This window comes from Nitrincola nitratireducens (assembly GCF_000585235.1).
In the GTDB taxonomy this organism is placed as follows: domain Bacteria; phylum Pseudomonadota; class Gammaproteobacteria; order Pseudomonadales; family Balneatricaceae; genus Nitrincola; species Nitrincola alkalisediminis.
This window is the reverse complement of record NZ_AONB01000001.1, coordinates 341,488-353,983: the sequence shown is the minus strand read 5'-3', so window position 1 is coordinate 353,983 and position 12,496 is coordinate 341,488. Positions and strand designations below refer to the sequence as shown.

At 47.6% G+C, this 12,496-nt stretch carries 9 protein-coding genes and 3 pseudogenes; 10 read left to right on the top strand and 2 right to left on the bottom strand.

Going from position 1 to position 12,496, the window contains the following annotated elements; genetic code table 11:
- Nucleotides 1–2 precede the first annotated feature (2 nt).
- The 4 genes and pseudogenes from D791_RS01590 (at nt 3) to D791_RS01575 (ending at nt 4,180) form a co-directional block, all read left to right on the top strand.
- Nucleotides 3–827 carry an ABC transporter permease gene (locus D791_RS01590; RefSeq protein WP_036506843.1) on the top strand — a complete coding sequence of 275 codons (825 nt, stop codon included), beginning with the start codon at nt 3–5 and terminating at the stop codon, nt 825–827.
- Nucleotides 828–867: 40 nt separating this feature from the next.
- Nucleotides 868–2,325 carry an NADP-dependent succinate-semialdehyde dehydrogenase gene (gabD, locus tag D791_RS01585; RefSeq protein ID WP_036506840.1) on the top strand — a complete coding sequence of 486 codons (1,458 nt, stop codon included), beginning with the start codon at nt 868–870 and terminating at the stop codon, nt 2,323–2,325.
- Nucleotides 2,326–2,345: 20 nt separating this feature from the next.
- A pseudogene (gene gabT / locus D791_RS01580) lies at nt 2,346–3,616 on the top strand (4-aminobutyrate--2-oxoglutarate transaminase).
- A gap of 174 nt (nt 3,617–3,790) precedes the next feature.
- Complete coding sequence (locus tag D791_RS01575) at nt 3,791–4,180, top strand: DUF3461 family protein (protein WP_036506837.1); 390 nt, start codon at nt 3,791–3,793, stop codon at nt 4,178–4,180.
- Between the two features lie 95 nt (nt 4,181–4,275).
- Here the strand turns inward: D791_RS01575 and D791_RS01570 are convergent.
- Nucleotides 4,276–5,489, bottom strand: a pseudogene (locus D791_RS01570) (CaiB/BaiF CoA transferase family protein).
- 30 nt (nt 5,490–5,519) lie between these two features.
- Nucleotides 5,520–6,698, bottom strand: a complete 1,179-nt coding sequence (locus D791_RS01565) for an acyl-CoA dehydrogenase (RefSeq protein ID WP_036506835.1) — start codon at nt 6,696–6,698, stop codon at nt 5,520–5,522.
- A gap of 243 nt (nt 6,699–6,941) precedes the next feature.
- Here D791_RS01565 and D791_RS01560 point away from each other — a divergent pair, with 243 nt between their 5' ends.
- The 6 genes and pseudogenes from D791_RS01560 to D791_RS21950 all read left to right on the top strand — a co-directional run.
- Nucleotides 6,942–7,712 (top strand): FadR/GntR family transcriptional regulator, encoded by a 771-nt coding sequence (locus tag D791_RS01560; RefSeq protein ID WP_036506832.1) that lies wholly within the window; start codon nt 6,942–6,944, stop codon nt 7,710–7,712.
- Between the two features lie 240 nt (nt 7,713–7,952).
- Complete coding sequence (locus D791_RS01555; protein ID WP_036506830.1) at nt 7,953–9,038, top strand: YcjF family protein; 1,086 nt, start codon at nt 7,953–7,955, stop codon at nt 9,036–9,038.
- The gene (locus D791_RS01550; protein WP_157682199.1) at nt 9,022–10,644 is read left to right on the top strand and encodes a GTPase family protein; all 1,623 of its coding nucleotides are present in this window, start codon (nt 9,022–9,024) and stop codon (nt 10,642–10,644) included. Before D791_RS01555 ends, D791_RS01550 begins: the two co-directional genes overlap by 17 nt.
- 145 nt (nt 10,645–10,789) lie before the next feature.
- Nucleotides 10,790–11,521 (top strand): response regulator, encoded by a 732-nt coding sequence (locus D791_RS01545; RefSeq protein WP_036506828.1) that lies wholly within the window; start codon nt 10,790–10,792, stop codon nt 11,519–11,521.
- Nucleotides 11,499–12,416: a HAMP domain-containing protein gene (locus tag D791_RS18720; protein ID WP_051513938.1), complete on the top strand. Its 918-nt coding sequence runs from the start codon at nt 11,499–11,501 to the stop codon at nt 12,414–12,416. Before D791_RS01545 ends, D791_RS18720 begins: the two co-directional genes overlap by 23 nt.
- A pseudogene (locus D791_RS21950) lies at nt 12,371–12,484 on the top strand (histidine kinase dimerization/phospho-acceptor domain-containing protein); the annotation flags it as partial. The gene D791_RS18720 and the pseudogene D791_RS21950, both read left to right, overlap by 46 nt.
- Nucleotides 12,485–12,496: the final 12 nt, after the last annotated feature.

Sequence of the window (12,496 nt, the reverse complement as noted above, 5' to 3'; positions counted from 1 at the left end):
CGATGAGCTTACAACCTTATTCATCTCCGATTGAACGCATCTGGTACTGGACATTCAGAGGATTCTGCGCACTGGTATTATTATTTTTAATGATTCCGGTATTGGTCATCATCCCTCTATCCTTCAGTAGTGGTAGTTTTCTCACCTACCCATTACCTGGTTTTTCATTGCATTGGTACAAAACCATTTTCAGTGCAGGGCCTTGGCTGGACTCGTTAAAAAATAGCTTGATTGTTGCGCCTTTAGCAACCCTACTTGCAATGGCATTTGGCACTCTGGCAGCAGTTGGCTTGAATAAAGCCGACTTTCCCGGCAAGAGCTTTATCTTAGCCTTATTAATCTCCCCCATGATTGTACCTTTGGTCATCGTTGCTGTTGGCATGTACTTCTTTTTTGCCCAAATCGGCTTACTCAACAGTTATGCAGGTTTAGTACTAGCCCATGCGGTCTTGGGTGTGCCTTTTGTGGTGATAACGGTAAACGCAACCTTACAAGGATTTGACTACAATCAAGTAAGGGCAGGTGCGAGTTTGGGAGCACACCCCCTTCGTGTCTTTTTTACGATTGTTCTTCCTCAAATTATTCCAGGGGTTGCATCCGGTGGACTCTTTGCCTTTGCAACCTCATTTGATGAAGTTGTTGTGGCCTTGTTCATTGCAAGCCCCACTGAGCGCACCCTTCCAATGCAAATGTTTTCCGGTATTCGAGAGAATATCAGCCCCGCAATCGCAGCCATGGCCACCATCATGATTTTGTTGTCGGTGTTATTGCTGCTGGTCATGGAGATGCTGCGTCGTCGTAGCGAAAAAATGCGTATCAATCGATAACCACTCGATTCATGACCTTTATTATAATTTGGAGTGCACCATGCAATTAAGCGATACCGCCTTGTTTAAACAAAAGGCATACATCAATGGACAATGGGTCGATGCGGATGACCAGCGTCATTACGACATCTATAACCCAGCGACCCAAGCGCTACTTGGTCAAGTACCCGCTATGACTGGCATAGAAACCCAGCGTGCAATTGAAGCAGCAGAAGCCGCCTTGCCAGCTTGGCGTGACCTAACTGCAAAGGAGCGCGCTGTCATCCTTCGCCGTTGGTTCGATCTCATCATGGTACACCAAGATGACCTTGGCCGACTCATGACCTTAGAACAAGGCAAGCCTTTAGCCGAAGCTAAAGGTGAAATTGCCTATGCAGCTTCTTTTATTGAATGGTTTGCTGAAGAAGCCAAACGCGTATACGGCGAAACCATTCCAGGGCATCAAACGGATAAGCGGATTGTTGTTATTCGTCAACCTGTTGGCGTTACGGCCGCCATCACCCCCTGGAACTTTCCATCGGCAATGATCACCCGCAAAGCCGCTCCTGCATTAGCAGCAGGATGCACAATGGTGCTGAAGCCCGCACCCGATACCCCCTTTTCGGCTTTAGCACTGGCGGAGCTCGCGCACCAAGCCGGTATCCCACCTGGCGTTTTTAATATTGTCACGGCCAATCTCGATGACTCAATCGGTGTAGGCAAGGTGCTTTGCGACAGTCCAATTGTGCGTAAATTATCCTTCACAGGATCAACGGGTGTTGGCATCAAACTCATGCAACAATGCGCCCCCACGCTCAAAAAACTGTCGTTAGAGCTCGGTGGTAATGCGCCTTTTATTGTCTTTGAAGATGCCGATTTAGATGCCGCTGTTCAAGGTGCGATGATTTCAAAATACCGCAATGCAGGCCAAACCTGTGTCTGTGCAAATCGTATTTACGTACAAGACAGCGTTTACGAAGCCTTTGCAGAAAAATTGGCAACGGCCGTGCAATCATTAAAAGTTGGCAATGGTCTTGATGAAGGAGTCACAACTGGACCCCTCATTGATGAAAAAGCCGTACAAAAGGTTGAGCAGCACCTGAAAGATGCGCTCGAGAAAGGCGGCAAACTGATCGCGGGTGGACAACGCCATGCCCTCGGTGGAACTTTCTTTGAACCCACACTCATTGCCAATGCAACGAAAGACATGCTCGTTGCGCGTGAAGAGACCTTCGGCCCCTTAGCACCTTTATTCCGTTTTAAGGATGAACAGGATGTCATTGAGCTTGCCAACGACACCGAATACGGATTGGCTGCGTATTTCTATGCACAAAACCTAAGCCGTGTTTGGCGCGTGGCTGAAGCATTGGAGTACGGCATGATTGGAATTAATACTGGGGTTATCTCGACTGAGGTCGCCCCCTTTGGTGGAGTGAAATCCTCCGGTTTAGGCCGCGAAGGTTCACGCCACGGAATCGAAGAATACCTCGAAATGAAATATCTCTGCATCAATATCTAATTTAGTCTCTGGAGAAAGAAATGAGTCAAACGAACGCAGCGTTAATCGAGCGTAAGAATCAAGCTGTTGCCAGAGGTGTAGGCCTTGCGCATCCGCATTTTATTGAATCTGCTAAAAATGCAACACTGATTGATGTCGAAGGTCGCGAGTTCATCGACTTTGCAGGCGGAATTGCTGTGTTAAACACAGGCCACTTACACCCAAGTGTGGTCGCGGCGGTTACTGAACAACTCGAAAAGCTCACTCATACCTGCTTTATGGTACTGGGTTACGAGCCATACGTGGAAGTGTGCGAGAAAATCAATGCACTGGCCCCTGGCGAATATGAGAAGAAAAGCGCCCTGTTTACAACCGGTGCAGAAGCGGTCGAAAATGCCATAAAAATCGCGCGTGCCCATACGGGCCGTACAGGTGTGATTGCATTTGGTGCCGGTTACCATGGACGCACCATGGCAACACTCGCACTCACAGGCAAAGTCGCGCCTTATAGTAGCGGAATGGGCTTAATGCCTGGGGATGTCTATCGCGCATTGTTCCCCTGCGAAATGCACGGCGTCAGCGTTGAAGATGCCCTAGCCTCGATACAGCGTATTTTTAAGTTCGATGCAGAACCTTGTGACATTGCCGCCATTATACTTGAGCCTGTTCAGGGTGAAGGCGGATTCTACGTAGCACCTAAGTCGTTCATGAAGGCCTTGCGCGACCTGTGCGATGAGCATGGCATCGTACTAATTGCCGATGAAGTTCAAACGGGTGCGGGTAGAACAGGCACCTTCTTTGCGATGGAGCAAATGGGTGTCAGTGCCGATATCACCACCTTCGCGAAATCAATTGCGGGCGGCTTCCCACTTTCGGGTATCGTTGGCAAAGCTCAATCATGGATAAGATTAATCCAGGTGGTCTTGGTGGAACCTACGGTGGTAGCCCGATTGCCTGTGCTGCTGCCCTAGGTGTTCTTAAAGCCTTCGAGGAAGAAAAGCTGCTGGATCGCTCCAACCAACTGGGCCAAATGCTAACGGAGTCTCTCAATCAGTTGTCTGTGGACTACCCCGTCATTGCAGAGGTCCGTGGTTTAGGCGCCATGATCGCGATGGAATTAATGAAGGAAGGCAAGCCTGCTCCGGAGCTAACCGCTGCATTGGTTGCTAAAGCGCGTGAAAAAGGCTTAATTCTGATTTCGTGTGGACTCTACGGTAACGTTGTTCGTATTTTAGTTCCACTGACGATTCCAGACGCTCAATTGCAAGAAGGCATCCAAATCATTAAAGCCTGCTTCGCTGAACTGGTTTAATCTTACTTTGACCAGTGGGAAACGACTTCCCACTGGTCTTATCCTGTTTCAATCCAGTACTTTACATTTTATTGCGCTAAGTCAAGCCTGTAATCCTCGGGTCTAAGGTGCTTCTTAGCTCCGTATTCTCTATAATACTAAAGAGTCATTTACACTGAGCAGGAGCTATTTTTCATGACAACTCAGCAATTTCCTACGCTTAAAGAAATGGGGTTTGATGACGTTTCAGAAATCGAACGTTTTTCATCTCGCATTGAAGGCGATACTGATATTCTTAAAATCTACTTTCACCGTGAGCAAGGCGACTGGTTTGGGCGCAGTAAAAAATTCAAATTTAAACGCCTAAATAAACGTATTCGAGTCAATGAGGGGCAAATTGCCTATCGGGACACAACGGAATCATCGCCCTACTTTTTAAGAGCAATGCAAGAGCTTGAGCAGCTTGTTTCCCAAGCTAACTCATCAAAAGACCGTAAAGAGCTGATTCTTGAAGAGATTGATCATCTTGAAAAAGTTGTTCAGCGTAAAATCGCCGATCTACGCAAGCAGATCGAAGACCTTTAATCAGACGGATCAGGCGTCGCTTTCTCTCTGTTTAAGCAACGCCTGATGATGTGCGTACCTCCTGCGATCTGCCTCATTTTTATTAATGAGGCACTTTACGCAATGATCTTCGCTTCTTTTAATTCTGCTAACTCAATGTCACTTAACCCCAACACGCCTTGTAAGACGTGAGAGGTGTGCTGTCCTAGCAAGGGCGGAGGCAGCGTGGCATTTAACGCTTCATGATTGAAACGAATAGGGTTACTCACCAAATCCACTTGTCCATCAACCGGGTGTGGCAGAGTAATTTTTAAGTGGCGATGCTGCACTTGCGGATCCGCAAACACACGATCAAGCGTGTTGATGGGCCCACAGGGAACCCCCACGACCTCTAGTTCAGCCAACCAGGTATCGGTGCTCTGTTTAACCATCTCACGCTTGATGAGCTCAACCAAAATCTGACGATTCTCTACCCTCAGTGCATTGGTTTTGAACCTAGGGTCGTCAATCCAATTGTCACATTTAGCGACTTCACAGAAGCGCTTGAATTGCGCATCGTTGCCGACTGCTAAAATAATAAACCCATCCGACGTTGGAAACGCTTGGTAAGGAACGATATTGGGATGCGCATTCCCTAAACGCTGTGGTACTTGATTGGACGTGAGGTAATTCAAGCTTGATTCGCCAAGACCCCCACCTGAACATCCAATAAAGCCAAATCAATATAGGCTCCCTCTCCTGTTCGGCTTTTTTGCAACAGCGCCGCCATAATCGCATTCGCAGCGTACATACCGGTGAATATATCGGTAATCGCTACGCCCACTTTTACAGGGCCACCACCTAACTCGGAGTCAGGCAGCCCTGTCAAACTCATTAATCCACCCAACCCTTGAATCATGAAGTCGTAACCCGCACGATGCGCATAAGGCCCATCTTGGCCAAAGCCAGTGATGGAGCAATAGATGATATCGTTTTTAATGGCTTTTAAACTTTCATAATCCAAATGGTATTTTTTCAAACCACCGACTTTAAAGTTTTCAAGCACAACATCGCAGTGCTTAACCAACTCATGAATCAAGGCTTGTCCTTGTGCCTGCGCCATATCAATTGTAACCGACTGCTTACCTCGGTTTGCAGCCAAATAATACGCGGCTTCTTTTGACTCAGGCAACCAAGGAGGCCCCCAACGGCGAGTATCATCACCTTCGCCTGGGCGCTCGATCTTGATCACCTCAGCCCCTAAATCTGCCAATTGCTGACTGCACCATGGGCCTGCCAAAATTCGAGATAAATCAAGAATTCGATAGCCTTTCAAGGGTTGTGCGGACATAACTTCACCTCTTTACTCAATCATGATGAATCAGAAAAAGGCTTGTAGACCCGTTTGTGCACGACCAAGTATCAGAGCATGCACGTCGTGCGTCCCTTCATAGGTATTTACCGTTTCAAGATTGACCATATGGCGCATCACTCCGTACTCTTCTGAAATACCGTTTCCGCCATGCATATCGCGTGCTATACGCGCAATATCCAGTGCCTTGCCGCAGTTATTACGCTTGATCAGAGACACCATTTCAGGTGCCCAGTTACCTTGATCCATTAAACGACCAACTTGCAGTGCCGCCTGTAAACCCAAAGTGATTTCGGTTTGCATATTGGCTAACTTCAGCTGTACCAATTGCGTTTGTGCCAAAGGACGACCAAATTGTTTACGATCCAAGGTGTACTGACGCGCCGCATGCCAGCAGTACTCCGCCGCACCTAAAACCCCCCAGGCGATACCAAAGCGTGCTTTATTCAAGCACCCAAAAGGACCGGACAGACCGCTGGCACCCGGCAGCAGGTTTTCTTCAGGCACAAATGCATTGTCTAAGACAATCTCACCCGTAATCGATGCACGCAGGGATAGTTTTCCGTTAATTTTTGGCGTTGAAAAACCAGGAGTACCGCGCTCTACGATAAATCCTTTGATTTTGCCGTCATGTGCATCGGATTTCGCCCAAACAACCGCCAAATCAGCAATGGGGCTATTGGTAATCCACATTTTCTGACCTGTCAGCAAATACCCTCCGTCCGTTTTACGGGCGCGTGTAATCATAGAGCCAGGGTCCGAACCGTGATCAGGCTCAGTCAAACCAAAACACCCAATCAACTCGGCTGTTGCCAGTTTTGGCAAGTACTTTTGCTTTTGCGCCTCGGTGCCATAGGCCTCAATGGGGTACATCACCAGCGAAGACTGAACACTCATTGCAGAACGATAGCCAGAGTCAATACGTTCAACTTCACGTGCGATCAAACCATACGCGACATGGCCAACACCTGCACCGCCATAGGCTTCATCAACCGTTGGACCGAGCAGCCCCATTTCCCCCATTTCTTTCATAATCTCAGCGTCAAATCGTTCCTCACGTGCAGCCGAAATAACACGAGGCTGAAGCTTTTCGCTGCAGTATGCGCGAGCAGCATCACGGATCTGACGCTCGTCTTCTGTTAATTGCTGTTCTAGCAGTAATGCATCATCCCACTGAAAAGATGTCATGGAAAACCTCGTGTTTGATTTAATGTTGTTGGGTACAGATTTTATTTGTTATATTTATTATAATAAATAGCATAAATCAAGTTTTTTCTATCGCATCACGAAAAGAGTCATGATTCATGTGGCATAGGCATAAAAAACACACTGTTCGAAACCTCTGCCAAGCGTTAATATAGTCTAGACTTAAAAATCGATAGTGCTTAATAAGTCTTTACAATCACCTCAGCTCAACGAGAAACAGTCTAAATGGATACTCAGTTTTCCGGCATCAACTCAACGAAGCGTGTCAAACGTGCAGACCAAATTGTTGAATCGGTAAAACGCTGGGTTGTTGTCGAGGGGATTCAAGCTGGTGATAAACTCCCCAATGAAAAAGCTTTGATGGAGTTATTCGAATGTTCCAAAGGAACCGTGCGTGAAGCGTTAAAATCACTGGAAGTTCAGGGACTGATCACCGTCAAAACAGGCCCGAATGGAGGGGCTATTTTGGCTGAAGTCCCCTATGCACTTGCCTCTGATATGCTCCGCAATTTTTTCCACTTCCAACACCCAACAGGCCCGGACATCTACCAACTGCGCAAACTCGTTGAGCCTGAAATTGCAGTGCTTGCCAGCGCCCACCTCAGCGAAAGCGACTTGGACGAACTGTCCCGATTAACCGAGCTCTGCGCCGAACCCGCTCAGAATATTGAACAACGCTTGCAACAACGTATTGCAGAGCTGGATTTTCACAATCATCTTGCCGATCGTTGCGGCAACCCATTGCTGCGATTTGTGGGGCGCTTTTTGAATGACTTGATTAAGGATCTTGTCATTTTTAAAAAAGTACAACTGCCCGAGCAACGTGAATTTTCTAAAGCTAACCTTGAGTATCACCGAAAACTGCTAAGTGCATTTAAAGCTCAAGACACCGCAAAAATACACCAATTGATGGCGGAACACATGCGCAGTGCCGAGGCCTTTAACATTGAACTGGAAGCTCAGCTGAGCCAAGGCTTCTTAACCCGCCAAGAGTAAAGTGTGTACTCACGAAAAATCTCACGCATACCAAAAAAAACCACAAACACTATTGCAAACGATAATAATTTGCATTACATTAAAACCTCATTGACAGGTTGAACTCGTGCCCTCATCGCACATAAGTTCAAAGTGCTTATTCAGCACGTTAGGGCCGAAGCGTTCATATCGCTTCGGCTTTTTTTTAGTTTTAATCGCGCAAGACTTGCAATAATCACACTAGACTCTAAAGTCTTACTCATGAAACTACCTGATCGATTGACAGCATTTTTCACACCACCGCCTCACCCAAGTATGGTGCAGCCCTCTCATGATTCGGAGGTCAACTTACCGACCTTATGGTTATTGGGAAAAACAGGAGCCGGAAAATCGTCTCTGATTAGGGTTCTGACAGGCGAAAATCAGATTCAAATAGGTCGTGGCTTTAGACCCTGTACCCAGCATGCACATACCTATGCATTCCCTGCAGCCGACCCCTTATTCAGGTTCTTAGACACTCGAGGACTGGGGGAAGCGATGTACGATGCCACAGAGGACATTGCCCAGTGCCAAGGCTCAAGTCATGCAGTACTCCTACTGATGCGTGCTGATGATCCTGAACAAAGCGCCCTATTCGATGCACTCAAACAGATTCGCAATGATTCAAAATTAAAACACTTACTGTGCGTTCATACCCACAGTGCAGGGCCATCACCTTGCTCAGATCTGAATCAGGAGAACATTGAACAACGCTGGGGACACACCCTCCCTCAAGTGCATGTGGACTTAAATGAGGCGCAACCACTGGGCGTCGCATCCTTAAAGCTGGCCATTGCCAAGTTTTTACCCGCGGTCACTGAAGCCTTAAACAATCAGAGTCATAAAGAGGCAGAAGCTCAAATTTTTGCAGATCATCGCAACGAAATTTTACGCTTTGCTGGCGTTGCCGCAGCCACCGACTGTGTTCCTGTCGTGGGCGCTATCACGGTGCCTGTCATCCAAAGCAAAATGCTGCAAGGCCTTGCTGCACGTTACAATCAACCCTGGTCTCGTCAACAGCTCACGCAATTGCTCGCGGCCTTAGGCGTCAGTATTAGCATTCACTATGCCTCGCAACTGGGCATTCGCCAATTATTGAAATTGATACCTGTGTATGGGCAGTCCGTCGGCGCCATCAGTGCTGCTGCTCTGAGCTTTGCCTCAACCTACGCGCTCGGACGTGTCGCATGCCAATATTGGTATAATCAACAGAAAGGACTCACCTCCTCTCCTGTTAAGCTGCAAGAAACCTACTGGCGAGCATTGAATGAAATCCGAGAGGTCGCAACACGTGAAACCTCAACCTAAGCCCCATGCTTCAGAGCACTCCTCTAAGACAACAACGCCCACTACTCGAAACATTGAACGCCTCCTGAGCTATCTACCTTGGTTAGCCAGCCTCTTTGCTCTTCCTATTCTAGGCTTGTCATTCGTCGGCCTATACCATATTTGGCAAGCGGGATGGGGGCTCTATTTTATGGGACTGGTCTTGCTTTGCAGCTGCCTGTTAGCCCTGCCCTTGGTGTATTTACGTTTCGCCAATGCACGACCCAAAGCACAACTAGAGCACGAGCCCCATACACTCGACTCAGGTCATTGGGTCAGTCCACAACAGGATTGGTCCGAATTTGATTTGGCGTGTTGGCACGCACTTAACCGAACACTAGAGGACTGTTTACAGCAAGATGCCAGTTGGGGACGTCTAAAGGAGCACGCCCTTGTCCTCCTCACGGAGAGCGCTCAGGCTTATCGCGGTCAACATCATCGCAGTATCACTAAAATCACTCTGTTAGAGCTTTTGACATTAACGGAAGTGGTCAGCCGTCGCTATCGGCACTTACTGAAAGAACACCTGCCGTATGCTGAAAAGATTGATATCGCATCATTGCAGTTGATTTATGAAAATAGAGATCGACATCAGCCCATCCTTAAGCTCTGGAATGTCTGGCGAGTGGTTCGTTTAGCCACTCCTTCAGGATGGCTGGCAGAAGCTCGCGGCCAACTCTATGATTATTTTTTTCAAGAAGTTAAAGCCGATCTGCAACATCGCCTTAAACAGGCTTTTTTGCAGGAAGTGGCTCGTGTTTCAATCGATCTTTACAGTGGGCGCTACCAAAATGATCTTGAAGAAGCATCGATTGCTGATGATCAAATCCCTTCCCCTCCTGAACCAAACCCGTTGAAAATAGCCTGTGTTGGACAGATCAATGCCGGGAAATCGACGCTCATCAATGCGCTTTGCCGAGAGCTGGTAACCGAGGTATCCCCCTTACCCTCAACCTCGTCTGTAAACCGATACGTGTGTCGACTTGAGACGGTCGAAGCCCTGCACCTGATTGACCTACCTGGGCTCAATGGCGATGCCAGACAACTAAATGAAACGCTTGATATCCTCATGGCGTCTGATGTGATTTTGTGGGTGTTCAAAGCGGACCAACCCGCACGGGCTCTGGATTTGCAGGCATACCAAGCATGGCAAGCACGCTACGAACTCTCAAGCAACCGCACACGCAAAAAACCACCCGTGCTCGGTGTTCTAACACAGGTAGATCGACTTCATCCTCTTCAGGAATGGGCGCCTCCCTATCCTCACGTCACATCTGCATCACCGACGGCTCACGAAAAGTGGACGCATATTCTGGACGCACAAACCTACCTTCAAACGCTATTTCCCATTAAAGAGATGGTGTGCCTTGCGTTACCCGAGAACAAGCCTGCCTTTAATTTAGAGAGCCTTGAAGTTCTCATCAGTGAATATTACTCAGAAGGACTCATGACTCAACTCAATCGCCATCGCTTGACCCCTTTGCAGACCACCCGTACTAAGGACGAATTCAAGCGTGCGTATCGTATGGGTCAATCCCTTTTCCGGCAGTATGTGTCACCGTCAAATAGCCCTGACAAGCGAAAATGATAGAATTAAATGACTTCATCTAGCTCAATCCATTATGAAGTGGCACACTTAACGCCCCCAGCGGATAGCGGATGATAGATGGCTCGATTGCAGATGGATGCCGCTTAAACAATTTCAATATACAAATTAAAAAAACAGTACTTCTATGAATGACAATAATAAAGACACGCCTCATATTTTAATTGTTGACGACGATGCAGAAATCACAGATTTATTAAGCACCTACCTGAGTCGCAATCAATTTATGGTTTCGACGGCGCATAATGGACAAGGGTTAATGGAGTCCTTACGCGTGAATCCTGTCGATTTAATTGTGCTGGACATCATGATGCCGGGAGAGGATGGCTTCACCCTGTGCAAAAAAATTCGCACGACGTCTGATATACCCATCATCATGCTGACAGCCGGTTCCGATGAAACCGACCGAATTATTGGCTTAGAACTCGGCGCAGACGATTACATGAATAAACCCTTTAACCCACGTGAGCTATTGGCGCGAATTAAAGCGGTTCTGCGTCGTACGGAAGAGCGCAGCAACTCCACTGAAACTTCTACTGCACAAAAAATACAGTTTGGTCAATGGACGCTTGATTTAATGCAACGCAAGTTGATACATGAGTTAGGCGATAGCTTAGCCTTAAGCGGTGCTGACTTTGATTTATTACAGGTTTTCATTCAACACCCTGGTCAAATAATCAGTCGGGAGGCATTGTTTAAACGCTTGAAAGGCCGGGAACTGAGCCCCTATGATCGCAGCATCGATGTTCAAATCAGTCGATTGCGACAAAAACTCGAAACCGGTGACGATGCCAGTCAGTTAATCAAAACCGTTCGTGGACAGGGTTACCTTCTCAGTGCTGACATCCAATACCTCTAAGCCCAAAACTCGACGTCCGCGTTGGCTAACCAGCCTATTACCGCGTGCGTACTCATCGCTCTACAGTCGCTTACTCTTGGTGATGGCACTGGCGGTCGGTGGATCTTTTTTTCTGGCGACCAGTATTTGGCTTGCCTCTATGCACAGTGAAAAAGAGTCTGACGCCCTCTTGAGTGTTGAAGACTTAGCCATTTCGATGGCACAGACGGTTCTCTATTTTGAAGGTCTGCCCAAAACCTACCAGCATATTATTTTAGATCAGCAGCGCAATCTGGGGGGAAGCCGTTTTTTCTTGAGTGTCAATGAAGAGAGGATTGAATATGAAACCATTGAAGACAATCCACTGAAGACGCGGCTTATTAGCGCCTACGAAACAGCCTTTAGAGACCGTGTCGGTGTCCGTGTCCGTGCAATTGATGTCAATTTTGCCTATCCCGACAAACTACGCGTATTCAACAAAGACGTACTTTTCTCGGAGCTTCCCTCCCGTTGGGTTCAAAATAACTTGGTATTGAATCCGCCTGCCCCTCTGCTGGTCGCTCAGATGCAAATGAGCAATGGTGACTGGCTCTACTTGGCCAGCTTAATGCTCCCGGATCCCTATGTTGTTGAAGGCATTCCCCCTTTTACACATGAACAACTCGTGTTCACTTTAATTTTATCCTTTATTCTGATGCTCAGCAGTTGGTTTATTGTGCGTTGGATGACCGCACCTCTGCGACAGCTCTCAGAGGCGGCCAGCCTTTTGGGACGTGATATTCACCAGGTTCCTGTGCCCGAAAAAGGCACCTTTGAAGTCCGCGAAACGGCTCGGGCATTTAACTTAATGCAACGGCGCATTCTAGCTTTATTAGTGAGCGCAACCTACTGTTTTCGGCCATTTCCCACGACTTAAAAACCCCGATCACACGCCTGAGATTACGCTCAGAGCTTCTTGATGACCCAGAAGCACGAACCAAAATAAACCAAGATCTC